This window comes from Microvirga antarctica (assembly GCF_017921815.1).
GTDB lineage: Bacteria > Pseudomonadota > Alphaproteobacteria > Rhizobiales > Beijerinckiaceae > Microvirga > Microvirga antarctica.
Genome location: NZ_JAGEMM010000004.1, coordinates 108,497 through 133,358, shown reverse-complemented (window position 1 = coordinate 133,358; position 24,862 = coordinate 108,497). Strand labels below are relative to the sequence as shown.

The 24,862-nt window shown below is 64.8% G+C and carries 21 protein-coding genes; 9 read left to right on the top strand and 12 right to left on the bottom strand.

Translation table 11 applies throughout. The features are described from left to right. Positions 1 to 9 precede the first annotated feature (9 nt). From iolE to J4G32_RS13875, 3 genes are read right to left on the bottom strand one after another with little or no spacing between them, the layout of a single operon-like run. A complete protein-coding gene (iolE, locus tag J4G32_RS13885; protein ID WP_210495471.1) occupies positions 10 to 894 on the bottom strand; it encodes a myo-inosose-2 dehydratase in 885 nt (294 codons plus the stop codon). 50 nt (positions 895 to 944) lie between these two features. Continuing rightward, positions 945 to 2,792, bottom strand: a complete 1,848-nt coding sequence (iolD, locus tag J4G32_RS13880; RefSeq protein WP_210495467.1) for a 3D-(3,5/4)-trihydroxycyclohexane-1,2-dione acylhydrolase (decyclizing) — start codon at positions 2,790 to 2,792, stop codon at positions 945 to 947. A gap of 39 nt (positions 2,793 to 2,831) precedes the next feature. Then, the gene (locus J4G32_RS13875) at positions 2,832 to 4,745 is read right to left on the bottom strand and encodes a bifunctional 5-dehydro-2-deoxygluconokinase/5-dehydro-2-deoxyphosphogluconate aldolase (RefSeq protein WP_210495464.1); all 1,914 of its coding nucleotides are present in this window, start codon (positions 4,743 to 4,745) and stop codon (positions 2,832 to 2,834) included. A gap of 144 nt (positions 4,746 to 4,889) precedes the next feature. Here J4G32_RS13875 and iolG point away from each other — a divergent pair, with 144 nt between their 5' ends. Further along, the gene (gene iolG / locus J4G32_RS13870) at positions 4,890 to 5,879 is read left to right on the top strand and encodes an inositol 2-dehydrogenase (RefSeq protein WP_210495460.1); all 990 of its coding nucleotides are present in this window, start codon (positions 4,890 to 4,892) and stop codon (positions 5,877 to 5,879) included. A gap of 42 nt (positions 5,880 to 5,921) precedes the next feature. Here iolG and J4G32_RS13865 read toward each other — a convergent pair whose 3' ends face one another. Further along, the gene (locus tag J4G32_RS13865; RefSeq protein ID WP_246505064.1) at positions 5,922 to 6,770 is read right to left on the bottom strand and encodes a MurR/RpiR family transcriptional regulator; all 849 of its coding nucleotides are present in this window, start codon (positions 6,768 to 6,770) and stop codon (positions 5,922 to 5,924) included. A gap of 275 nt (positions 6,771 to 7,045) precedes the next feature. Here J4G32_RS13865 and J4G32_RS13860 point away from each other — a divergent pair, with 275 nt between their 5' ends. From J4G32_RS13860 to J4G32_RS13845, 4 genes are all read left to right on the top strand, one after another. Beyond that, on the top strand, positions 7,046 to 7,996 hold the full coding sequence (locus J4G32_RS13860) for a sugar ABC transporter substrate-binding protein (RefSeq protein ID WP_210495457.1): 951 nt from the start codon (positions 7,046 to 7,048) through the stop codon (positions 7,994 to 7,996). Between the two features lie 66 nt (positions 7,997 to 8,062). Further along, positions 8,063 to 9,202, top strand: a complete 1,140-nt coding sequence (locus J4G32_RS13855; RefSeq protein ID WP_210495454.1) for an ABC transporter permease — start codon at positions 8,063 to 8,065, stop codon at positions 9,200 to 9,202. After that, positions 9,202 to 9,987, top strand: a complete 786-nt coding sequence (locus J4G32_RS13850) for an ATP-binding cassette domain-containing protein (RefSeq protein ID WP_210495452.1) — start codon at positions 9,202 to 9,204, stop codon at positions 9,985 to 9,987. The genes J4G32_RS13855 and J4G32_RS13850 overlap by 1 nt, the downstream gene beginning before the upstream one ends. Before the next feature lie 7 nt (positions 9,988 to 9,994). Next, the gene (locus J4G32_RS13845) at positions 9,995 to 11,113 is read left to right on the top strand and encodes a Gfo/Idh/MocA family protein (RefSeq protein WP_210495447.1); all 1,119 of its coding nucleotides are present in this window, start codon (positions 9,995 to 9,997) and stop codon (positions 11,111 to 11,113) included. Between the two features lies 1 nt (position 11,114). Here J4G32_RS13845 and recQ read toward each other — a convergent pair whose 3' ends face one another. Together recQ and J4G32_RS13835 are read right to left on the bottom strand one after the other, a co-directional pair. Then, complete coding sequence (gene recQ, locus J4G32_RS13840) at positions 11,115 to 12,917, bottom strand: DNA helicase RecQ (protein WP_210495441.1); 1,803 nt, start codon at positions 12,915 to 12,917, stop codon at positions 11,115 to 11,117. After that, a complete protein-coding gene (locus J4G32_RS13835) occupies positions 12,914 to 14,185 on the bottom strand; it encodes a TIGR03862 family flavoprotein (protein WP_210495437.1) in 1,272 nt (423 codons plus the stop codon). The genes recQ and J4G32_RS13835 overlap by 4 nt, the downstream gene beginning before the upstream one ends. A gap of 143 nt (positions 14,186 to 14,328) precedes the next feature. Here J4G32_RS13835 and J4G32_RS13830 point away from each other — a divergent pair, with 143 nt between their 5' ends. From J4G32_RS13830 to J4G32_RS13820, 3 genes are all read left to right on the top strand, one after another. After that, on the top strand, positions 14,329 to 14,790 hold the full coding sequence (locus tag J4G32_RS13830; RefSeq protein WP_210495434.1) for a CAP domain-containing protein: 462 nt from the start codon (positions 14,329 to 14,331) through the stop codon (positions 14,788 to 14,790). Positions 14,791 to 14,855: 65 nt separating this feature from the next. Then, complete coding sequence (locus tag J4G32_RS13825; RefSeq protein WP_210495430.1) at positions 14,856 to 16,631, top strand: SLC13 family permease; 1,776 nt, start codon at positions 14,856 to 14,858, stop codon at positions 16,629 to 16,631. A 51-nt stretch (positions 16,632 to 16,682) separates the two neighbouring features. Next, positions 16,683 to 16,883: a hypothetical protein gene (locus J4G32_RS13820; RefSeq protein ID WP_210495427.1), complete on the top strand. Its 201-nt coding sequence runs from the start codon at positions 16,683 to 16,685 to the stop codon at positions 16,881 to 16,883. Between the two features lie 54 nt (positions 16,884 to 16,937). Here the strand turns inward: J4G32_RS13820 and J4G32_RS13815 are convergent, their stop codons facing one another. The 6 genes from J4G32_RS13815 to J4G32_RS13790 all read right to left on the bottom strand — a co-directional run bounded on the left by J4G32_RS13815 (position 16,938) and on the right by J4G32_RS13790 (position 23,809). Beyond that, complete coding sequence (locus tag J4G32_RS13815; protein ID WP_210495423.1) at positions 16,938 to 17,219, bottom strand: hypothetical protein; 282 nt, start codon at positions 17,217 to 17,219, stop codon at positions 16,938 to 16,940. Between the two features lie 159 nt (positions 17,220 to 17,378). Beyond that, positions 17,379 to 18,548, bottom strand: coding sequence for a M20 aminoacylase family protein (locus J4G32_RS13810; protein WP_210495420.1), 1,170 nt, complete (start codon positions 18,546 to 18,548; stop codon positions 17,379 to 17,381). Positions 18,549 to 18,738: 190 nt separating this feature from the next. Next, entirely contained in the window at positions 18,739 to 19,950 is a 1,212-nt protein-coding gene (locus J4G32_RS13805) for a peptide ABC transporter permease (protein WP_210495416.1), read from the bottom strand. A gap of 120 nt (positions 19,951 to 20,070) precedes the next feature. Next, the gene (gene mmsB, locus J4G32_RS13800; RefSeq protein WP_210495411.1) at positions 20,071 to 20,958 is read right to left on the bottom strand and encodes a 3-hydroxyisobutyrate dehydrogenase; all 888 of its coding nucleotides are present in this window, start codon (positions 20,956 to 20,958) and stop codon (positions 20,071 to 20,073) included. 61 nt (positions 20,959 to 21,019) lie between these two features. Further along, on the bottom strand, positions 21,020 to 22,168 hold the full coding sequence (locus J4G32_RS13795; RefSeq protein ID WP_210495399.1) for an isobutyryl-CoA dehydrogenase: 1,149 nt from the start codon (positions 22,166 to 22,168) through the stop codon (positions 21,020 to 21,022). Positions 22,169 to 22,312: 144 nt separating this feature from the next. Continuing rightward, entirely contained in the window at positions 22,313 to 23,809 is a 1,497-nt protein-coding gene (locus J4G32_RS13790) for a CoA-acylating methylmalonate-semialdehyde dehydrogenase (RefSeq protein ID WP_210495394.1), read from the bottom strand. A gap of 100 nt (positions 23,810 to 23,909) precedes the next feature. Here J4G32_RS13790 and J4G32_RS13785 point away from each other — a divergent pair, with 100 nt between their 5' ends. Next, positions 23,910 to 24,833, top strand: a complete 924-nt coding sequence (locus tag J4G32_RS13785) for a LysR family transcriptional regulator (protein ID WP_343232652.1) — start codon at positions 23,910 to 23,912, stop codon at positions 24,831 to 24,833. The last annotated feature ends 29 nt before the right edge of the window (positions 24,834 to 24,862 follow it).

Genomic DNA, 24,862 nt, shown 5'->3' with positions numbered 1-24,862 from the left:
TGAGATCCTCTAGCGCAAGCCTGCTTCTTTCAGGAAGCGGGTCAGATTGGCATAGCCCATTTTGGCATAGACGAGCGGGTTTGCCTTCTTCGGATCCTGCTCCGCTTCGATGACGACCCAGCCGTGATAATCCGGGAGCTCTTTGAACACGGACACGAAATCAACCATCCCGTCGCCGGGCACCGTGTAGACGCCGGCGAGAACGGAATCGAGGAAACTCCAATCCTCGGCCTTCGCCTTGTTCATCACCTCCCTGCGCACATCCTTGGTGTGGACATGGCTGATGCGGTTGCGATAGCGGCGCGCCAGGGCGGCAGGATCCGCGCCGCCCCAGGTGGCGTGGCCCGTGTCGAGCAGCAGATGCGCCGCATCGCCGGTTGCATTCATGAACGCGTCGATATCCGCCTCGGATTGGACGATGGTGCCCATGTGGTGGTGGTAGACAAGGCGCACGCCCTCTTCCAGCGTCCTCTCGGCAACCTCCGTCACCCGTCGGCCGTAGGCGGCCCAGTCGCCAGCCTTCATCACCGGGCGCTGCGAGAGCGGCTTGGAACGGTCGCCGTGAATCGCGTTCGATGTCTCGGCGAAGACGAGCACATTGGAGCCCATCGCCTTGAGCAGATCGAGATGCGGACGCAAGGCCGTCATCTCGGCTTGCGCATCGCGCAGCAGAAGTTCGGCCGAATACCAGCCCGAGATGCAGGCCATCTTGAAGGGCGCAAGCGCCGTTTTCAGGGCCTGCGCGTCACGCGGGAATTTGTTGCCGAGTTCCATCCCGACGAAACCCGCCTCACGCGCCTCGGAGAGGCAGACCTCCAACGGTGTTTCGCCACCGAGTTCCAGCATGTCGTCATTCGACCAGCCAATGGGATTGGCCCCGATACGGATCGTCATCTGCTTGTCTTTCCTCAATCCCTGAATATCCTGATCGTGACGAGCCACCGTCAGTTGTTGTCCCGTCCCGACGCCAGCGCGCGTTCGTAGGTCCTGCGCGCTTCGTTGACCTGCGGGCGCCGGGAGACTTCCGGAACCGCCACATCCCACCAATGGCCGCCCGCATCGGTCGTCGCAAGAGGATCCGTGTCGATCACGATGACGCTGGTGCGCTCCGCCTTGCGCGCGTCCTTGAGCGCGGCTTCAAGCCCGGCAATTCCATCCACCTTGATCGCAAGCGCACCCAGACTCGCCGCATGGGCCGCGAAATCGATGTCCGGCAGCGCCACGTGGCGGGTGTCCTCGAGCAGGTTGTTGAAGCTCTCCGAACCAGTCGCGCGCTGCAGTCGGTTGATGCAACCGTAGCCGCGATTATCGAGCAGCACGATGGTCAGTCTCAATCCCAGCATGATCGACGTCGCGATGTCGGAATTCATCATCAGGTAGGACCCATCTCCCACCATCACGACGACCTCCCGATCGGGATCAGCCATCTTGACACCGAGCCCGCCTGCAATCTCGTATCCCATGCAGGAATAGCCGTATTCCATGTGGTAGCCCAGCGCCTGCGAGGCCTTCCAGTGTTTGTGTAGCTCGCCCGGCAATCCGCCGGCGGCGCACACAATCACGTCCGATGGCGCGGCATTGCGCTGGACCGCTCCGACGACCTGCGCATCGGAAGGGCGTTCCGCATTGGTCGGGTCCGTGTAGCGCGCGGCCTCCGTCACCCACCGCGCCATCTCAGAATCCGCCTTGGCCACCCAGGCATCCGGCGCAGTCCATCCCTGCAGCGCGGCACCCAGCTCCTCCAGGCCGACCCTGGCGTCGCAGACGAGGGGAGAGGCTTCGTGCTTGGTCGCATCGAAGGTCTGAACATTCAGCCCGATGATGCGACGGTCGGGATTTTTGAACAGGGCCCAGGAGCCGGTCGTAAAATCCTGAAGGCGTGTGCCAACCGCAATCACCACATCGGCTTCCTCGGCCAAGGCGTTGGCCGCAGCCGTCCCGGTGACGCCGATGGCGCCGAGATTACGCGGATGATCGTGCGGCAAGCTTGACTTGCCGGCCTGCGTTTCCGCCACCACGACACCATGCCGGCTCGCGAAGTCCGCCAAGACGGTCTCGGCACTGGAGAAGAGAACGCCGCCGCCGGCGACGATGAACGGCTTGCGGGCCGATCTGATCAACGCGACGGCCCGGGCGAGCTCGCTCTGATCCGGGCGAATCCGCCGCTGCGTCCAGAGGCGCTCGGCGAAGAAGCTCTCGGGATAATCATAGGCCTCGGCCTGCGTATCCTGGCAGAGCGCCAACGTCACCGGGCCGCATTCGGCGGGATCGGTCAGCACAGTCATTGCCTGATGAAGCGCCGGCATGATCTGCTCCGGCCGCGAGATCCGATCGAAGTAGCGCGACACGGGCCTGAAGCAATCGTTCGCCGATACCGTCCCGTCGGCAAAGCTTTCAATCTGCTGCAGCACCGGATCAGGCCGTCTGTTGGCAAAGACGTCGCCGGGAAGAAACAGCACCGGAAGACGATTGACATGCGCGAGCGCGGCGGCCGTCACCATGTTGGTTGCACCCGGGCCGATCGACGTGGTGCAGGCCATCATGCGGCGCCGCCGCGAGGCTTTTGCGAACGCGATGGCCGCATGGGCCATGCCTTGTTCGTTGTGCCCACGGAAGGTCGGCAGCGTGTCGCGCACCCCGTGCAGAGCCTCGCCCATGCCGGCCACGTTGCCATGCCCGAAGATCGCCCAGACGCCGGCGAAAAGCGCCGTCTCGACGCCGTCGATCTCAGTCTTCTGCGCGGCGAGAAAGCGCGTGATGGCTTGCGCCATGGTCAGGCGGATGGTGCTCATGGTTGCTCCTCTGGCGACCGGAGTTGCTCGGCCTGCATCTCAGGCGGCCCTTGTGTCGCCGGCGATTCGCTCCCACGAATCGACCAGTCTCTGAAAGCGGCCGGCCATATCGGCAACCGCTGCCTCATCTGTCATGTCGCCCTTGAGCCAACGACGGGCTGCCTCGCTGAAGATGGTGCGACCGACCGCAAAACCCCTGACCAGGCTTTCGCTGGCAGCGGCTTCAAACGCCGCCTCCAGCGCGGCCTCGGGCGCTTCGAGACCCAGGAGCACGATTCCCCGACAATAGGGATCATTCGCCCGGATCACATCCCCGACGGCACGCCAGGCTTGCTTGTCCGATTGCGGCTCGAGCTTCCACCAGTCAGGCTTGATGCCGAGATCATAGAGGCGCTGCACGACGAGCGCGACCGTGTCGGTTCGAAGCGGGCCGTTCTTGCCGGCGATGATCTCGACCAGCAACTCGCGGCCGACCTTGCGGGCCGCATCGTAGAGGCGCAGCAATTCGCGCTCCTGACGTTCCTTGAGGTCGGCCGGATCGTCGGGGTGGTAAAAGCAGAGGCACTTGATGGTGTGGCCCACCGGCCATTCGATCAACTGCGCGCCGAGGCTGCCCTTGCCCTCGAAATCGAGCGGCCGCGAGCCGGGAAATTCGACCGGACGACCGACCCAGAACGGATGGTCGCCGGCGCGGAACAACGCTTCGCGCCCATAGGTGCCGTCGAGCAGCATGCCGAATCCTGCGCGGCCCTTGGCAACACGCGCGGCGGCATCGACCGCCAGCACCTTGAAGGCGGGAATCCGGTCCAGGGAGGCGCCGACCTCCTGCGCCATCGCCTCCAGTTGGGCCCGGTGATCGATGGCAAGCGCCCGCAGGGTACCGGCCTGGGGACGGCGGGTGGTGGCCCAGTGGATGTGATTGATGTCTTCGTCGAGCCGCAACGCTTTCGACCGGCTGCCATGCTCAAGGAAATGCTGCAGTTCCGGAAAGGTGGGAATTTCCGGCGAGCACAGGAGCCGGGACACGGCGAACGCCCCACACGCGTTGGCGTAGGTGCAGCATGTGATCAGCGCCTCGTCCCTGAGCCAGCCGCGCAGGAAACCCGACAGGAAGGCGTCTCCTGCGCCAAGGACATTGTAGACCTCCACGGGAAACCCCGGTCCCTTGACGCCGTCATCCAGCGAGGCCGGAATTGGGCCCGGGAAGACGACGCATCCCATTGGCCCGCGCTTGCACACGATGGTCGCGCTTGATGCGGCCCGAATGTTGCGGATGGCCTGCAATGTATCTTCGGAACCGCCGGCGACGTGCAACTCCTCCTCCGTGCCGACGATGAGGTCGCAATCGGCCAGGATGGGTTTGAGATGCTCGGTGACGGCCTCGGAGCGGACGTAGCGGGAATCGCCCGCCGCATGGCCGAGAAGGCCCCACAGGTTGGGGCGATAATCCACGTCGAAGACCACTTTCCGGCCATTCGCCTTGGCGATTCGGATTGCCTTCTTCTGCGCCGCGTCCGTGTTGGGTCGCGAGAAATGCGTTCCCGTGACCACCACCGCTCCGGCCGAGGCAACGAAGCTCTCGTCGATGTCGTCCGGCGTCAGCGCCATGTCGGCGCAGTTGTCGCGGTAGAAGATGAGCGGGAACGAGCTCTCGTCGCGCACGCTGAGAATGACGAGTGCCGTGAGACGCTCCGTGTCCGTGACGATCCCGGCCGTCGCGACGCCTTCGCGGACCATCTGCTCGCGGATGAAATGGCCCATCCCCTCGTCCCCGACCCGGGTGATGACGCCCGATTTCAGACCGAGACGCGCCGTACCGATGGCGATGTTGGCCGGGCAGCCGCCAACCGCCTTGGAGAAGGACGCCATGTCCTCTAGCCTGCCGCCCACCTGCTGGCCATACAGATCGACCGAGGAGCGGCCGATGGTGATGACATCGAGAAGGGGCTTCATGGTCTTTCTCCCGGAGCCGGTACGATACCGGTTTCGAGCCTTGTGGCGGCCCTTGATGGCGTGGAACGTTTATTCTATTACCATCATGAGCTGGAACATCAATTCCAAAATTGCCGCTGAGCCGGACATCGAAATGGGACTATCATGATCAAGATCGCCGTACTGGGCGCCGGCCGCATCGGCCGCATTCACGGCCGCAACGCGGCCAACCATCCGGACGCCCGCCTCGTCGCGGTGGCCGATCCGCACGACCCTTCCGCACAGGAACTTGCGGCCGCCACGGGGGCCGAGGTCGCCTCCCTTGACGCGGTCGTCGAACGCGCGGATGTGGATGCCATTCTGATCTGCACGCCCACGACCACGCACGCCGATCTCATCGAGCGCGGGGCCCGCGCCGGCAAGGCTGTGTTCTGCGAAAAGCCGGTCGATCTCTCCAGCTCGCGCATCGAGGCTTGCCTGTCCGTTGTCGAGAAAGCCGGATCGCTCTTGATGATCGGCTTCAACCGCCGCTTCGATCCCAATTTTGCGAGCTTGCGGCGGCGTCTGGCTGAGGGTGAAGTGGGCGAGGTCGAGCTGGTGACGATTCTGTCGCGCGACCCCGGCCCGCCCCCGGTCAGCTACATCGCCACCTCCGGCGGTCTGTTTCGCGACATGATGATCCACGATCTGGACATGGCGCGGTTTCTGTTGCTCGGCGATGAACCGGTCGAAGTTCACGCTGTCGGCTCGGCTCTGGTCGATCCGGCGATCGGCAAGGCTGGCGACGTGGATACGGCTGCGGTCCTGCTCAAGACCGCCAAAGGCCGGATCGTCCAGATCTCCAATTCGCGGCGCGCCACTTACGGTTATGACCAGCGCGTGGAAGTCCACGGGTCAAAGGGCATGATCCGCGCCGGCAACATTCACCGCACGACGGTGGAAGTCGCGAACGCTGCCGGCATCACGGCCGATCCGGTGCAGGATTTCTTCCTTGAGCGCTATGCGGATGCGTATCGGGCGGAGCTCGATTCCTTTCTGGCAGCGGTCAAGAACCGCAGCCCCTGCGAGCCAACCGGGCGCGATGGCCTGATGGCCCAGAGGCTCGCGGATGCTGCGACCGAATCGGCGAAATCCGGCCGGCCCGTCAGACTCTAGACTGGCCACATGGCGCGAGTGGCTGGGCGCCGGCCCTCGCATTTACCCCTCGGCGCGTTTCTCCGCCGTTCCGACGACGAGCGCCATGGCGAGCGCGAACGAAGCAGACAAGGACCGAAAGGCGCCGAAATCGGATTCGGCCACTTCCAGCCAGACATCGGCGCTCGGCACGAGGGGGCTGAAGGCCGAATCGGTGATTGCCACCACGGGAATGTCGCGCCGCGCCGCTGCCGCTGCGAGTTCCGCGGTGACAGGGGCGTAAGGCGTGAAGCTGATCGCCAGCACGGCATCCCGCTCGGTCGCCGTGGCCAGTTGCTCGGGGCCGAGCTGGGCGATGTGATCGATGAGAATCGCCCGCACCCCCAGCTTGCCGAACGCGTAGGCGCAGTAAAGCGAAACGGGAAAAACCCGCCGCGCGCCCAGCAGATAGATCGTGTCCGCCTTGGCCAGCGTCTCAATGGAGCGCGACAATTCCTCGGGCCGCACGGATCCGCGCATCCGCTCGAGCGAAACGGCCGCCGCTGCGGCAAAGCCGTCGAGCAGCGAGACCGCATGGACGTGGTGGCCCTCCGCCTCACGCAGGCCGCGCAGCCGTTCTCGGTAATCGGGAAACCGTTCGCGCAGACGATCGCGAAAGAGCTGTTGCAGATGCGAGAAACCGTCATAGCCCAGGCTCTTGGCAAACCGCACCAACGTCGAGGGCTGGACCCCCGCATGTTCGGCGATTCCCGCCACTGTGCCGAAGGCCATCTCCTCTGGGTGGGCGAGCGCAAAAGCCGCGAGTTGCTTGAGCCGTTTCGGCATCGCCTCGCGGCGGTGCAGCAGCAACTGCCGGAGTCCCTCGTAATCCTCCGGGGCGGCCTCAGCCATCACTCCCAAGCCGTCCGCCATCGTGCTGTCAGCCTCCGTGTGCCCTCTTTCGACATGATGATTGAGCTTGACACCGATCAGCCAAGAATGGAATAAAAATTCCAAAGAATGAGACAAAAGGCTTGATCATTCCGTTTTGATCGGCCGGCAGCGGAACGCCAATTGCTCGATGCCGCCCTCATGCATCGGACATTCCCTGCCAACTCAACGACGCGGCGCTTTGACAGCCGCGCTTTCCATCGGTGCCGGAGCCTCCGGACGATGGATCTCAGGGACCCATCCGGGGAGGACACATCATGACGTCTCTTGTTACCCGCCTGGCTGCCGCGGCAGCTCTCACCACGACCCTCGCGCTCTCGACCGCCCTTCCCGCCATGGCCCAGCAGGGCGGGCGGATCATTGTGGTGAGCCATGGGCAAGCCAACGACCCGTTCTGGTCGGTGGTCAAGAACGGCGTCACCGCCGCCGGCCAGGACATGAAGGTCCAGGTCGATTACCGCGCGCCCGAGACTTTCGACATGGTGGCGATGAGCCAACTCATCGACGCCGCCGTCAACCAGAAGCCCGCCGGTCTCATCGTGTCGATTCCGGATTCCTCGGCGCTCGGCCCGGCGATCCAGAAGGCTGTGGCGGCGGGCATTCCCGTCGTGTCGATGAACGCAGGCTCTGATGTTTCAAAGAAGCTTGGCGCCCTGCTCCATGTGGGACAGGACGAGATCGATGCCGGCAGGATTGCGGGCGCAAAACTGAAGGAGATGGGCGGCAAGGCCGGGCTCTGCGTCAACCACGAGGTCGGCAACGTCTCCCTCGACCTGCGCTGCAAAGGATTCACGGAAGGCTTCGGCGGCAAGGTGACCGTGCTGCCGGTTTCGAGCGATCCCACCGAGATCCGCGCGAAGGTGAAGGCGGCGCTGACCACTGACACCGCCATCGACACGATCATGGCGCTGGGACCGCTTTCGGGCGAGCCGGCGATCGCGGCCGTGAAGGAAGTCGGCAAGACGGGCGCGGTGCGCATCGCCTCGTTCGATCTGTCGGCCAATCTCCTCAAGTCGATCGCGGCCGGCGAGGCTGCGTTCGCCATCGACCAGCAGCAATACCTGCAGGGTTACCTGCCGGTCGTCTTCCTGGCGCTGAACGCCAAATACGGCCTGATCCCCGGCGGCAACGTTCCGTCCGGCCCGAACCTCGTCACCAAGGAGAAGGCAGCCCAGGTCGTCGACCTGTCGTCCAAGGGCATCCGCTAAGGCAATCCGATCCGGCAGTCCGCCAAGTCGTGGCGGACTGCCATCCTGACGGCCAAGGAGGCGGCAATGGCGCGTGGCGAACAGCCAGGATCATCCTCACCGACCGCAGACGTGGCGGCAGCCCCCGATGAACGGCTCAAGGAAGCATCGTTTGTCACGAAACTCATGCGGAGGCCGGAATTGGGGGCGGCCGCTGGGCTGGTTCTCGTCACCCTGTTCTTTATGTCGACCGCCGACCCCTCGATGTTCACGCTGGCGGGGATCATGAATATCCTCGCACCCTCCTCGCAACTCGGCATTCTGGCGATTGCCGCCGCACTCCTGATGATCGGCGGCGAGTTCGACCTTTCCATCGGGTCGATGGTAGCTTTCTCGGGCCTGATCTTCGGCTGCTTCCTGCTGCTGGCGGGCCTGCCGCTGCTGCCAGCGATCCTCGCCACCTTCGCGACGGCCTGCGTGCTGGGTGGCATCAACGGTCAGATCGTCATTCGCACACGGCTGCCGTCCTTCATCGTGACGCTGGCGTTCCTGTTCATCCTGCGCGGCCTGTCGCTCGTCGGCCTGAAATGGGCCACCGGCGGGTCCACGCAGATGCGCGGAATCGGCGAGCAGGCGGGGGAAGGCATCGTGCGGGAAATGTTTTCCGGCAACGCCCTTGAGGGCCTGTTCGCGTGGCTTGCCGCCAAGGACATCGTGGCGAAGTTTCCCAACGGCGTTCCTACCGTCACGGGCATACCCGTCTCCATCGTGTGGTTCGTGCTGTTCACCGCCTTTGCCACCTGGATCCTTCTCAGCACGAAAGCCGGCAACTGGATTTTTGCGGCCGGTGGCGACGCCAATGCGGCGCGCAATTCCGGCGTGCCGGTCGACCGGGTCAAGACCAGCCTGTTCATGCTCACCGCGTGTGCCGCGACGCTTGTCGCCATCCTGACAGTACTGGATGCCGGCTCCACAGACGCCCGGCGCGGGTTCCAGAAGGAGTTCGAGGGGATCATCGCCGCAGTGATCGGCGGGTGCCTCCTGACGGGCGGCTACGGCTCCGCCATCGGGGCGTTTTTCGGGGCCATCATCTTCGGCATGGTGTCGATCGGGCTGACCTACACGCGCTTCGATTCCGACTGGTTCCAGGTCTTCCTGGGCGCCATGCTGCTGCTGGCGGTGCTGTTCAACAACTTCATCCGCAAGAAAGTGACGGGGGAACGCTGATGGCCACCACCGACACGCTCATCGACGTCCGCAACATCGTCAAACATTTCGGCTCCGTCATCGCCCTGTCGGGCATCTCGATGACGGTGCGACGCGGTGAGGTGATGTGTCTGCTGGGCGACAATGGTGCTGGAAAATCGACGCTGATCAAGACCTTGTCGGGCGTCCACCGGCCGAGCGACGGCGAATTCCTGGTGGAAGGCGAGCACGTGGTGTTCACCAGCCCGCGCGATGCGCTCGATGCCGGCATCGCCACCGTCTATCAGGATCTTGCCATGATCCCGCTCATGTCGGTGACGCGCAACTTCTTCATGGGACGAGAGCCGACGAAAGGGATCTGGCCCTTCCGCTATGTGGATTTCGACCAGTGCAGCACCATCACCCGCGAGGAGATGAAGCGCATCGGCATTGACGTGCGCGACCCCAACCAGGCGGTCGGGACCCTGTCTGGCGGCGAGCGCCAATGCGTCGCCATCGCGCGCGCGGTCTATTTCGGCGCGAAGGTCCTGATCCTCGACGAGCCGACATCGGCGCTCGGCGTCGCCCAGACCTCGATGGTTCTCAAATACATCCATCAGGTGCGCCAGAAGGGGTTGGGGGTGATCTTCATCACCCACAATGTCCGCCATGCCTATGCGGTTGGCGATCGCTTCACCGTCCTCAATCGGGGCAAGACCCTGGGGACCTTCGCCAAGTCGGACATTGAAATCGACGAGTTGCAAAACCTCATGGCCGGCGGGAAAGAGCTGCAATCCCTGTCGAGCGAACTCGGCGGTATGGTCTAAGGTCACCATGGCACCCCTTGGCATCGGTCTGATCGGCACTGGCTATATGGGCAAATGCCACGCTTTGGCGTGGAACGCGGTGGCGTCGGTGTTCGGCGACGTGGAGCGGCCGCGCCTCGCGGTTCTGGCGGAGTCGTCCCAGGACCTGGCCGACATCCGGGCCCGTGAACTGGGTTTCGAGCGCGCGACCGGCGATTGGCGCGCTCTGGTGAACGATCCCGCGGTCGACGTCGTGTCGATCACGACGCCCAACGCCTTTCATCCCGCCATGGCGATTGCGGCGATCGAGGCCGGCAAGCACGTCTGGTGCGAAAAGCCCATGGCGACGACGCTTGCGGATGCCGAGCGGATGCTGGAAGCATCAAGGCGCGCCGGCACTGTAGCGGTGCTCGGCTACAACTACATCCAAAACCCGATCATGCGGCTGATCAGGAGCCTGCTCACGGAGGGTCGCATCGGCCCCGTCAATCACATCCGCATCGAGATGGACGAGGATTTCATGGCCGATCCGGACGCCCTTTTCTTCTGGAAGAGCGAGGCCTCGTCCGGTCATGGGGCCCTGGACGATTTCGGCGTTCATGCCCTCAGCCTCCTGACGATACTGGTGGGCGGCGTCCGCCGGGTCTGCGGCCAGATGGCAAGACCCTATGTGGATCGCCCGGTTGAGGACGGAACGCGACGCGCGGTGGAAACCTTCGACATTGCCACCATGCTGGTGGAACTGGAGACAGGCGCCTCGGGAGTCATCGCTCTCAATCGCTCCGCCTGGGGCCGCAAGGGTCGCATCGCGGTCCAGATCTTCGGGTCACGCGGCACCCTCGTGTTTGATCAGGAGCGGATGAACGAGGTCCAGCTCTTCGTCGCCGACGGCGACCCGCGGACCCGGGGCTTTCGCACCATTCTGTCGGGTCCCGATCATCCGCCCTATGACCGGTTTCTTCCGGCGGCCGGCCACAGCCTTGGCTTTGGCGATCTCAAGATCATCGAATGCCGCGAGCTGATCGGACGGATCAGAGGTGAAGACGCGATGGTGATCGATTTCGAGTCAGGGATTCGCATCGAGCGCTGCGTGGACGCCATGGCGCGAAGCGCTCGATCCGGCACATGGGTCGAGGTTGCGACCTGAACTAGGCCGCGTGCTGGCGGATGACCGGCAGGAAGGCATCGGCATAGCGATCGAGTTTGGCCTGGCCCACCCCGTGAATGTCGCCGAATGCCGTGACCGAGGTCGGACGTTTCACCGCCATGTCGATCAGCGAGCGATCGGAGAAAATCACGTAGGCCGGAACCGCCTCTTCCTTGGCGAGGCGGGTGCGCAGCACCTTCAGGGCCAACAGGAGCGGATCGTCGCCGGGGACGACGGTTTCGGCCACCATTCCGCCGCGCCGCGCCTTGCGCTCCTTGGGCTTCATCAGAACGTCGGCGCGAAGCTCCACGCGCTCCTGGCCTTTCAGGACGGCCACGCCCCGGTCGGTCAACGTCCAGCGCCCATATTCCGAAAGCTCGAGGGTGATCAGCCCGAGCGCATAGATCTGGCGCAAGAGGGAACGCCACTCGGTCTTTGCCCGATCCTTGCCGACGCCGAAGGTCTTGAGACCGTTGTGACCGAGCCGCAGGATCGCCTCGGTCTCCTCGCCCATCAGGATGCTGATGATATGCTCGGCGCCGAACCGCTCGCCGGTGCGCACGATGGCCGAGAGAAGTTTCTGGGCCTCGACCGTGCCGTCGAACGACACCACGCCGTCGATGCACAGATCGCAATTGCCGCACGGAGCCGTGGTCTCGCCGAAATAGGCCAGTAGCGTCTGGCGTCGACAGCGTGGCGCCTCGCACAGCGCCACCAGCGCGTTGAGACGCTGGCGCTCCACCCGCTTCTGCTCCTCCGACGCGTCACTGTCCTCGATCTGCGAGCGGCGCAACCGCATGTCGTCGAGACCGTAGAGCGTCAGGGTGTCGGCTGATTCGCCGTCGCGACCTGCACGGCCGATCTCCTGGTAATAGGCCTCGATCGATTTCGGCAGCGCCGCATGGGCCACGAACCGCACGTCGGGCTTGTCGATTCCCATACCGAAGGCCACCGTCGCGACCATGACGACGCCGTCCTCCTGAAGGAAGATGTCCTGATTGCGTGCCCGGTCGGCCTGCGCCATGCCGGCGTGATAGGGCATCGCCCTGTAGCCCGCCTGACAGAGGGAATCGGCGAGCTTCTCGGTGGCGTTGCGGGACGCGCAGTAGATGATGCCGCTCTCATGACGATGCTTGTCGAGGAAGGAGAAGAGCTGTCGCTTGGTCTGGTCCTTCGACTGCATGGCGAGCCGCAGATTGGGCCGGTCGAAACCATGAATGAAGATGCGCGGCTCCGTGTCGAACAGGCGATGCATGATATCGCCACGGGTGGCCACATCGGCGGTCGCGGTGAGCGCGATGGTCTGCACCCCACCGAGCCTTCGGCGGACTTCGCCGAGCATCGCGTATTCGGGCCGAAAGTCATGCCCCCATTGGGATACGCAATGGGCCTCGTCGATGGCCAGAAGATTGACGCCGGACCGGGCGAGCCATTCCGTTGCGTTCGAATTGGCAAGGCGCTCGGGGGAGGCATAGAGCAGCCGCATGGTGCGATCGCGAATGGCATCGGCCACCCGGCGATTCTCGTCCGGATCGTTGGCCGAGTTGAGGCTGCCGGCCTCGACCCCGAAATGGCGCAGGGCCGCCACCTGATCCCGCATGAGCGCGATGAGCGGCGAGACGACCAGCGTCAGGCCTTCGCGCACGAGGGTGGGAAGCTGGAAACACAGGGACTTGCCGGCGCCAGTGGGCATGACGGCCAGAACGTCCTCGCCGGCAAGCACCGCCCGCACGATATCCTCCTGACCGTCGCGAAAGGTCGAGAAGCCGAACACATCGTGGAGGATTTTAAGCGGGTCGTTCACGGGTTGGGTGTGGCCTTGCGGCCGGATTCGGTCAATGCGGCATCTGGAATCGCCAAATAGGCGAGCACTCCGCGGGCCGCCGCCGCTCCGGTCGCAATGGTGGCCTGCAGGAGGTAGCCGCCCGTCGGGGCCTCCCAATCCAGCATTTCGCCCGCCACGAAGACGCCGGGCAGGGTGCGAAGCATCAGGTGCGCGTCGACGGAATCGAACGTCACGCCGCCTGCCGTCGAGATGGCCCGCGCCAGCGGCTTGATGCCGGTCAGGCGAAGCGGCGCGGCCTTGATGAGGGTCGCAAGGCCCTCCGCATCGGGCGGCAGCGCCAGATCGCCCTCGCGCAGAAGCGCGATCGCCAGGGGCGAGAGCCCCGCCGCCTTGCGCAGGAAGGTTGAGGTCGATTGGCCTTTGCGCGGCACCGAAAGGCGCGCTGCAAGCGCCTCCCGGGCGATATCCGGCCGCAGGTCGACGGTGAGCGTCGCCTGTCCGCTTCGTTCGATGGCATTGCGAAGGGGAGCGGCCAGCGCGTAGACCGCGCCGCCTTCCAGACCGTCGGATGTGACGACGGCCTCGCCGCGGACCGTGGTTCCCTCGAAAGTGAGTGCGATTCCCTTCAGGGGCTGCCCTTCAAACCGGTCGCGCAACAGATCCGACCAAGGAATCTTGACGCCCATATTGGCCGGCCGAAGCCTGGCGACCGGGACGCCCAGCGCCTCAAGAAGCGGGACCCAGCCACCATCCGAGCCCAAACGCGGCCAGCTCGCCCCGCCGAGGGCCAGCACCACGGCATCGGGCTTCACCACAAGCGGTTGTTCGTCGCCATGGTCAAACACGAGGTTCCCGGCTCCGTCCCAGCCCATCCAGCGGTGCCGGAGCGCAAAGGCGACGCCGAGCGAGTCGAGCCGGCCCAGCCACGCGCGCAGCAGCGGCGACGCTTTGAACGCCTTTGGAAACACGCGCCCGCTCGTTCCCACGAAGGTTTCCTGCCCGAGGTCTTCGCTCCATTGGCGCAGCATGACGGGCGTGAAGGCTTCGACGATCGGCTTCAACTGGGGCAAGGCCTCGGCGAATTTTTCCAGGAAGGGCCCCAGATCCTCGCTGTGGGTGAGGTTGAGTCCGCCTCGTCCCGCCATCAGCAACTTGCGGCCCACACTCGGCATCCGGTCGTACACCGTCACCTTGAGACCGGCGCGCGCAAGCGTTTCCGCAGCCATCAGGCCGGCGGGACCGCCGCCGATGACGGCGATGTGGGGCGAAGGCAAGGATGTTGACATGCGATGAGCTGACGCGGGAGGCGTTATGGACCCGACGCGCACGACATGGCATGCAGCGGCATCGGGTCGGCGGCAGTTCCACATGACTGCCATCGCGATTTTTTTCAAGGGGAATGGCGGAGAACGCCATCTGGGGGATTTTCATGAAGGCTCTTACCCTCGCGGTCGTGGCAAGCATGGCTCTCGCCGGGTGTGCGGGCCAGCCTCTGGCGGTCAATCACGAGGTCACGGGCAGCTCCACCAGCGACGCTTCACAGGCTGCCGCCCTCATTTCCGCCTATCGGGTGTCCAAAGGCCTGCCACCCGTCACGGTTGATTCCCGTCTCAACCAGGCCGCGGCCTACCAGGCGCGGGCGGTTGCGGCGGCCGGAACCTTGAGCCATGGCAGCTTCGGGAGTCGCATGCAGGAATTCGGCGTGATGGGCTACTCGGCCGAAAATCTGTCGGCGGGGTCGGCGACAGTCGATGGCGCCATTAACCGCTGGAAAGCCTCGCCGGGCCATAACAGCAACCTTCTGATGCCGCAGGCACGGCGCATCGGTCTCGCGCGGGCGGATGCCAAGGGCGGCTACGGGCGTTACTGGGCCCTCGTTCTGGGCCAATAATTTGCGGCACTAACTTGGCTTTAGCGCGTTGGGGGCTTGTTCGTTTCCCCTCGCGCGCGGTCCCCATGACAACTCCTCAGATTCTTGCCTTCGCGGTCGTCGCCGGGATGATGGCGCTCTTCGTATGGGGGCGCTTCCGCTACGATGTCGTGGCCACGTTGGCATTGCTGACGGCGGTGCTGGTCGGCATCGTGCCGGCCGACAAAGCCTTCTCTGGCTTCAGCGACGACATCGTCATCATCGTGGCGAGCGCGCTTTTGGTGAGTGCGGCAGTGGCCAAATCCGGCATTCTCGAGGCCGGCCTCAACCATCTTGGACCCTACCTCAAGACCACGCAGATGCAGATCATTGTGCTGGTCGGCGTCGTCACGGTGCTGTCCGCCTTCGTGAAGAATATCGGCGCGCTGGCGATGATGATCCCGGTGGCATTTCAAATCGCCCGGCGGACCAACACGCCGCCGTCGCGCTTTCTCATGCCGATGGCCTTCGGGTCACTGCTGGGCGGCATCGTCACGCTCATCGGCACATCGCCCAATATCATCGTGTCGCGGGTGCGCAACGAGATGCTGGGCGAGCCGTTCAAGATGTTCGATTTCGCCCCCGTGGGCATCGGCATCGCGATTGTTGGGGTGACCTTTCTGGCCTTCGGCTACCGCCTGCTGCCGAAAGACCGGAAGGGCGCTGCGAGCCTCGACGAGGCGCTGAACATCACCGATTACGTGACCGAGGCGCGTGTACCGGGCGGCGCGGAGATCATCGGCAAGACAGTGGCGGATTTGATCAAGCTCGCCAATGGCGACGTCAAGGTCGCGGCCATCATCCGCAACAAGACCCGCAGCTCGAGTCCGCTGCCGGATGCGCTCCTGCGTGAAGACGACCTGTTGATGCTCGAGGGCGAAACCGACGCCCTCGACAGCCTCGTCGCCAGGTCCGGCCTCAAGCTCAGCGGCGAGCATCGCCAACCCGCCAAGGAGGAAACTGACGAAATCGGCGCCGTCGAGGCGATTGTCGGTCCAAACTCCCTGCTGACCGGCATGACCGCCGAACGCATTGGGTTACATGAGCGCTATCAGGTCAATCTGATCGCCGTCAGCCGCAGCGGCAAGCGCTTTACCGAACGCATGCGCGACATCGCGCTGCGAACGGGCGACGTGGTCGTCCTGCAGGGCAATCTCACCCGTCTCCCCGATACCTTGAAGGAGCTGGGGTGCCTGCCGCTGGCGCAACGCACGATTCGCCTGGGCAGCGCCCGGCGGAGCCTCCTGCCCATCGCCATTCTGGCCGTCGCCATGGGGCTGGTGGCCTTCAACATCCTGCCCGTCGCCATCGCGTTCTTTGGTGCAGGCGTCCTGCTGGTGCTGTTTGGATCGCTGACTTTGCGCGAGGCGTACGAGACGATCGAATGGCCAATTCTCGTCATGCTCGGCGCGCTTATCCCCGTCAGCGAGGCAATCCGCACGACGGGCGGCACGGATCTGATTGCGGGATGGTTGTCCTCGGCGGCCGCCATGCTGCCGCCAACCGGCGCGCTGGTGCTGATCATGGTCTCGGCCATGGCCGTTACGCCGTTCCTCAACAACGCCGCCACCGTGCTGGTGATGGCGCCGATTGCGGCGAGCTTTGCGACGCAACTCGGCTTCCGGCCGGATGCCTTTCTGATGGCGGTCGCCATCGGGGCGGCGTGCGACTTTCTCACCCCCATCGGCCACCAGTGCAACACCCTTGTGATGGGTCCGGGCGGCTACCGATTTGGGGATTACTGGCGGCTTGGACTGCCCCTGTCGCTGATCGTCGTGGTGGTCGGAACGCCCCTCATCATGTTGGTCTGGCCGCTGCGATGAGGAACGGAGCCCGCCGCCAGCCGTTGGCTCATCAACCAAGGAGACGACAGCATGACGCGAGGCCCAGGCCCCTACGATCCGCAGCCGACCCCCGATACGCCCGATTCCAACCCCGTTCTCCCGGGCCACAATCCGACCGAAGTGCCCATCACCCAGCCCACCGAGATTCCGGCGACCGATCCCGACCGGGCGCCGGACGGACCGATGGTCAATCCGGATCCGACACCGAACAATCCCGGACCGGTCGCCTGATAGCCTTGGATCACCAGCAAAAAGCCCGGCCATGCCGGGCTTTTTTGTGCGGGTCTAGTGGAGAATGGACGCTACCAGCAGCGCGAGGCCCGTCACGGACGACACGACCGCCACCACCATCGACCAGCAATGAAGCCGGTCACGCTCCTCCTGGTTGAGGAGGGGCCGCGTGCGGGCCTCGGACCGCCCGAGGATGAACGTGTTGTGCCGGGAGGGCCTGGCCGGCGCCGGCATGATGCCGAAGCCTGCGCGCTCGGCCAGCCTCGGCCTCTCGTAGCGGGACGGGGCCGGCGTAAACATCGGGTTTGGAGTAATCTGCGGGCCCATATCCGTCATCGCGTATCAGAGGGACGTCATGCCGGCAGTTGACGTCAAAGCGATGAATGGGTCGTAAAACCTTCTGGCTGTTCGATTTCTTGGTAAACCGAGTCTTTACGCGCTCCGGCCCGAAGTTGCCCTGCCGGCATGAGTGCCGGCAGGCGCATCGGCGCCGGATCAATGGGCCGGCATGCCGGATTCGACGATCTTGGCCCACAGCGACACGCCGTATGGCGCGGCCTCGTCGTCGAAATTGTAGGCCGGATGATGAAGGCCCGCGGTGTCGCCGTTGCCCATGAAGATATAGGCGCCGGGTCGCTCATTGAGCATGAACGAGAAATCCTCCGCTCCCATCATCGGCGAGATCGCGGTATCGACCGCGCCGTCACCGGCGATCTGCTTGGCGATGCCGGTGAGAAACGCGGTCTTGTCCACATCGTTGATGGTGACCGGATAGCCGCGGGCATAGTTCATCGTCGCGGTTGCGCCGAAAGCTGCGCAGATGTGCTCGAGGATGGCTTTGATGCGCGCCTCGGCATGATCCTGAACGCTGGGGGACAACGTCCGCACGGTGCCGAGCAGTTCGGCGGTCTGGGGAATGACGTTGAAGGTCTCGCCCGCCTTGATCATGCAGACGGACACGACGACCGATTCGAGCGGGTCGACATTGCGCGACGCCACCGATTGCAGCGCGGTGACCACGTGGCTCGCCACAAGGATGGTGTCCACCCCGTCATGCGGGCGGGCGGCGTGCGAGCCCTTTCCCTCGATGGTGATGCTGAACCGGTCGGCTGCCGCCATGATGGCCCCGGGGCGGATCGCGAAATGACCGAGCGGAAGACCCGGCAGGTTGTGCATGCCGTAGATCTCCTGCACCCCGAAGCGTTCCATCAGGCCGTCCTTGACCATCGCGTCGCCGCCGCCGCCACCCTCTTCGGCAGGCTGGAAGATCACGACGGCGGTGCCGTCGAAATTGCGGGTCTCGGTCAGGTATTTGGCTGCGCCGAGGAGCATGGCCGTGTGGCCGTCATGACCGCAGGCATGCATCTTGCCCGGCGTCTTCGACGCGTAGGGGACGCCCGTCGCCTCTTCGATCGGCAGGGCATCCATGTCCGCCCGCAGGCCGATGACCTTGCCGGAGGTGTTCGAGCGGCCGCGGATGATCCCCACAACACCGGTCTGCCCGATGCCGGTCACGACCTCGTCGCAACCGAAGGCCCTCAGCTTGTCGGCCACGATTCCGGCGGTGCGGTGCACGTCGTAGAGCAGTTCGGGGTTCTCGTGAAAATCACGCCGCCAGGTGGCGATCTCATCGGACAGGTCTGCAACGCGGTTGATAATGGGCATCGACATCCTCGGCGACTGGCGCTGGATTGGTCACTCCGGCACAGCGGCACCGCGAGAATTCCAGCGTTCGGGTTCGTCGCATGATCGTGCCACGCCGGTCTTGGCGATGCACCCTCATGGGCAAGCCGATACCCAAGCAGACCGCGAGGCAGGCGGTCAATCGCAATCGCGAACCCGCCCCCCCGGAGCCTCAATGGACCGGTCGGAGGATCGCCTTGGGACGTGTGGTGCGAAACTGCCCGCGGTCGATGGCAACGAAGATCAGCACCATCACCACCAGGGTGGCAAACCACCAGATCTGGGCCGTGCCGATGCCCAGGCAGCCCAGCGCATAGGCTGTCGCAAAGGCCGCCATGATTCCCGGCCCGAGGACAGGCCGGTCGCCGCCGGCGCGAGACGCCGCCGAATAGAGGATTGTGGCCGCGGCCCCTGCGCCGACGAGGCCGAGTTCGTACCAGATTTCGAACAGGAACGAGAAAGGCGCATTGGCCGGCAGCAACCCGAAGAAGCGTCCGCGCAAGGCCGTCTCGAGGCCGTGCCCGGTAATCAGGCGGTGTGGCTCCTCCAGGATCAGAGTGCGCCAGACATCAACGCTCGCGACAGCCGCGGCCTGGGGACCCAGCACGCCGATGAGCAGGGGCTTGAGCAGGAATGGAAGGAGGGGTGCGAAGAGCAACAGGCCCGCCATGGCAATCCCAGTCAACCGGGCGCCCGTGCCCGGCAGAAGGGCCGTGAGGACAAAGGCCAGGACGCCCACCGACAGGGCCTGCAGGGCCAGCGCATCCCGGGCGAACAGCGACCCCAGGGCGACGACGACCGCCAGCAGAAGCGCCTCGAGGTTGCGCCCGCGCGAATGCAGCCAGGTGATGGCCGGCCACAGGAGCAGAACCAGGACGATCATGCCGCGATCAAGGCTTTGCCCGCCCGGGTCGAGACCTGACCCTTCCCGGAACACGGCGATCATGCCCATCAGGGCCGCCATGCCGACGCCGACCGGCAGAATGTAAAGGTTGGCGGACCGCATCCGGGCGGGAATGGCCAGATACCCCACCAGCGCCATCGCGCACATGCCAAAGATGTTCAGAAGACGCTCCGACGCCTCTGGCACGAAAGGCGTCCAGAGGAGCGAAAGTGCTGCCCAGAAGAGCAGGACGCCGCCGGCGACACCCGCCGGGGAGCGGATCACGGTCATCAGCCGGTTGGCCGGGGCTTTCGAGCCGCCATCGAGAAAAACCGCCAGCAACAGCAGTACGACCGCGAACGGGGCGACGATCACCACGGCGCGCCGCGCGAACAGCGCCGTGACAGGAATGACGAAGAACAACAGCGCGAAGCCGAGTCGCCGCAACATGGCGGCCGCATCGGCTGAGGGATTGGCCGTGAGGGTGGGAGAACGGGCCATTATGGGATCATGCGCTCGCGGTTGAGCTTTCGGAACGCCGACACTAAAGGACGCCCGGTCCGAATACTGTAGGTGGCGTGCAACACCTGTGGCTCCAGATCACGCGGCCGCACCGGTCTTTCAGGTCGTGGTGCGCTCGCGCAGGAAATTGATGATGCCGGAGAAATCCACTCCGGCGTGACCCGCCTCGTTGAACTGGCCGTAGAGCTGTTCGGCCGCCGCGCCCATGGGTGTTGCGGCGCCCGACGACTGAGCGGCCTCCTGCGACAGCTTGAGGTCCTTGAGCATGAGGGCGGCCGCGAAGCCGGGCTTGTAACCGTTATTGGCCGGTGAGGTCGGCACCGGTCCGGGAACCGGGCAATAGGTGGTGAGCGACCAGCACTGTCCCGACGCCGTCGAGGCGACGTCATACAGGGCCTGGTGCGACAGCCCGAGTTTTTCGGCGAGCACGAACGCCTCGGCGACACCGATCATCGAGATTCCGAGAATCATGTTGTTACAGATCTTGGCCGCCTGACCGGCACCGCCAGCGCCGCAATGCACGACGCGTTTGCCCATGCGCGAGAGGATCGGCTCCGCCGTCGCGAAGGCCTCGTCGGACCCGCCGACCATGAAGGTAAGCGTGCCGGCCGTGGCGCCGCCGACGCCCCCGGACACCGGCGCATCCAGCGCCATCAACCCCTGCTTGCCGGCCATGGCGTGGGCCGCCCGCGCGCTGTCCACGTCGATGGTCGAACAATCGATCACGAGGGCACCCGGGCGCACCGCGCCCAGAATATCGGTCCAGACCGACAGAACGTGTTTTCCCGCCGGCAGCATGGTGATGACGATCTCGGCATCCGCCACGGCGTCCTTCGCCGAGCCGGCCGTTTTCAGCCCGTCGGCCTCTGCCTGGGCGATCGACGCGGGGACGAGGTCGAAACCCGTCACCGCATGGCCCGCCTTGACGAGATTGGCGGCCATCGGGCCACCCATATGCCCAAGTCCGATGAATGCGATGGTGGTCATGGTTCTCTCCATCGTGTCGGGCGCGGGGCGACCGACGACAGGTTGGCGTTTTTGTCCGACATCAGTTTCCGCGGCCGACGAGGTCTCTCGCCACGATCAGCCGCATGATCTCGTTGGTGCCCTCGAGAATCTGGTGCACGCGTAGGTCGCGCACGATCTTCTCGATTCCATAATCGGCCAGATAGCCGTAGCCGCCATGGATCTGCAGGGCATCGTTGGCCACGTTGAAGCCCGTATCGGTGGCCAGGCGCTTGGCCATCGCGCAGAGTTTGGTGGCATCCAGCGCCTTCTCGTCGAGGGAAGCGGCCGCGCGCCACAAGAACGTCCTGGCGCATTCGAGGTCGGTCGCCATATCGGCGAGCTTGAACTGCAGCGACTGGAAATCGGCGATCCGCTTGCCGAAGGCCTTCCGGTCGTTTGCATAGGTGAGCGACTTGTCGAGGGCCGATTGGGCGCCGCCGAGCGAGCAGGCGCCGATATTGATCCGCCCGCCGTCGAGGCCCGACATGGCAATCTTGAAGCCCATCCCCTCGTCGGCCAGACGGTTGGCCACCGGGACGCGGGCATCCTCGAAAATCACCGCCCGGGTCGGCTGTGCGTTCCAGCCCATCTTTTTCTCGATCGCGCCGAAAGACAGGCCCGGCGTGTCCTTTTCGATGACCAGCGTGGAGATTCCCGAAGGACCGCTCTCGCCGGTTCGCACCATTGTCAGATAGACGTCGGAGACGCCCGCGCCCGAGATGAACTGCTTGACGCCGTTGACCACGTACACGTCGCCGTCGAGGACCGCGCGGGTCTTCAGGGCGGCTGCGTCCGACCCGGAGCCCGGTTCGGTGAGGCAATAGCTGCCGATCAGCTCCATGGTCGACAGGCGCGGCACGAAGAGCTGGCGCTGCGCCTCGGAGCCGTACCGGTCGATCATCCACGTGACCATGTTGTGGATGGAGAGATACGCCGAGATGGTGGGACATCCCGTCGCCAGGGCCTCGAAGATCAGCGCCGCATCGAGGCGGCTCATGCCGGACCCGCCCACATCCTCCCGGGTATAGATGGACGCCATGCCAAGGGCCGCGGCTTCGCGCATGACGTCGACGGGGAAATGCCGTTTCTCGTCCCATTCGAGCGCGTGCGGCGCCAGATTCTCGGTCGCGAAAGACAGGGCCATGTCGCGGATGGCGATCTGATCGTCGGTGAGGGAGAACTGGGTCATGGCGGGTGCTGGCTCCGGGACTGACGGTGTCAGGGCGCGCGCCATGTTGCCACCAAGGGCCATCTGAGCGCGAGCTCCCCTAGAACGATAGGCTCTGTCCGGCTTGCAGCGAAGCCGAAACAGGATTTCGGGCCGAAAGGCCGCCTACTTCATGGTCGGGATCGAGAACTCCGCCCCATCCTTGATGCCGGACGGCCAGCGCGACGTCACCGTCTTGGTCTTGGTGTAGAACCGGATCGCGTCGGCGCCGTGCTGGTTGAGATCGCCGAAGCCGGAGCGCTTCCAGCCGCCGAAGGTGTAATAGGCCAGCGGAACCGGGATCGGGACGTTGATGCCGACCATGCCCACATTCACCCGGGACGCGAAGTCCCGCGCCGCATCGCCGTCGCGGGTGTAAATCGCAACGCCGTTGCCGTATTCGTGCTCGCTGGGAAGACGCAGCGCATCCTCATAATCCTTCGCGCGCACCACCGACAGGACGGGGCCAAAGATCTCTTCCTTGTAGATCCGCATGTCGGGGGTGACGTCGTCGAAGAGGCAGCCGCCCATGTAGAAGCCGTTCTCGTAGCCCTGCATCTTGAAGTCGCGCCCGTCGACCACGAGCTTGGCGCCTTCCTTGACGCCCAGATCCACATAGGACCGGACCTTGTCGAGATGGGCCTTCGTGACCATCGGGCCGAAATCGGCCGACGGATCGGTCGAGGGGCCGACCTTGAGGCTTTCCACGCGCGGGACCAGTCGGTCCATCAGTGCATCGGCCGTCGCCTTGCCGACCGGGACCGCCACCGAGATCGCCATGCAGCGCTCGCCGGCCGAGCCGTAGCCTGCGCCGATCAGCGCGTCGGCGACCTGGTCGAGATCCGCATCCGGCATGATGATCATGTGGTTCTTGGCGCCGCCGAAGCACTGGGCGCGCTTGCCGGTGGCGGTGGCGCGCGAATAGACATATTCTGCAATCGACGACGAGCCGACGAAGCCCACCGCCTTGATGTCCGGGTCGTCGAGAATGCCGTCCACCGATTCCTTGTCGCCGTTGACGACGTTGAGGATGCCGGCCGGCAGACCCGCCTCCATCATGAGTTCGGCAAGCCGCATCGGAACGCCGGGCGCCCGCTCGGACGGCTTGAGAATGAAGGCATTGCCGCAGGCAATGGCTGGGGCCAGTTTCCACAGGGGAATCATCGCCGGGAAGTTGAACGGGGTGATGCCCGCCACGACGCCGAGCGCCTGCCGGATCGAATACATGTCGATGCCGGGGCCCGCGCCCTCGGAGAAATCGCCCTTCATCAGGTGCGGAATGCCGGTGCAGAATTCCACCACCTCGACGCCGCGCTGGATGTCGCCTTTCGCATCCGCGATGGTCTTTCCGTGCTCGCGCGCCAGCAGCTCGGCCAGCGCATCGTTCTCCTTGGCGATGAGGTCGAGGAACTTCATCATGACGCGGGCGCGGCGCTGCGGGTTCGTGAATGCCCAGGCCGGCTGCGCCGCCTTGGCGTTCTCCACCGCCTTGCGCAACTCGTCCCTGGACGCGAGCGCAACCTTGCCGATGACCTCGCCCGTCATGGGCTGGAAAATGTCGGAGGTCCGGCCAGAAGTGCCGGCAACGTGCTTGCCGCCGATGAAATGTCCGACTTCGCGCATGGCGATTTCCTTCCCTGCTGTTCTGACGTGGCGTTTCGTGATTGCCCCAAGGCTATCATTGTTAAAATCGCAACACTATGGGTGAATGAGAGCCACGGCTGTGCGAAAACACCAATATCTGGCGGGGGCGGCGGTGAACACTTTCGACTGGAACGACCTGCGTTTCTTCCTGGCGGTGGCGCGCACCGGGCGGCTGACGGCTGCGGCCCGGCAACTCGAAGCCGATCACACGACCGTGTCGCGGCGGCTGACCGCGCTTGAGCACGCGCTCAAGACCAAACTCTATGAGCGGCGGCCGCAAGGTTATGCGCTGACGGAGGCGGGCGAGCGCCTGCTGGTGCGCGCCGAAACCATTGAAAGCCAGGCGCTGGCGGTGGCGAGCGAGATCGGCGGGTCCGACCTTGCCCTGTCGGGGACCGTACGGGTCGGCGCGCCTGACGGGTTCGGGACCTATTTTCTGGCCCCTGAGCTCGGCGCGCTGGCCGAACGGCATCCGGGCCTGACGCTTCAGCTCGTGGCCCTGCCGCAGACCTTCTCGCTTACTAAGCGCGAGGCCGACATCGCCATCACCCTGGAACAACCGACGGAAGGTCGCCTCGTCTCACGCAAGCTGACGGATTATCGGCTGCGGCTCTACGCCTCGCAGGATTATCTCGACCGGCATGGGCCCATCGACCACCCGACCGATCTCGCCGGGCTGACACTCGTGACTTATGTGCAGGACCTCCTCTACAGCCCTGTGCTCGATTATTTCTCGAGCCTCGAGAAATACACCGCCCGGCGCTACGAATGCGCGAGCGTCGTGGCCCAGGTGGAGGCGGTGCGCGCCGGCGCCGGCGTTGGCGTCCTGCACGATTATGCGCTGCGGTCGTTTCCGGAGCTGCGGGTCGTGCTCCCCGACCTGTCGTTCCTGCGGACCTATTGGCTGGTGACGCACAGCGAGACACGCAACCTGCGGCGCGTCGAGGAGGTGCATGCCTTCATCCTCGGCCGCGTGAAGGCCCATCGCGGCCTGTTCGTCTGACCGGCGGGGCGCGGAGCAAAATGCTGCCT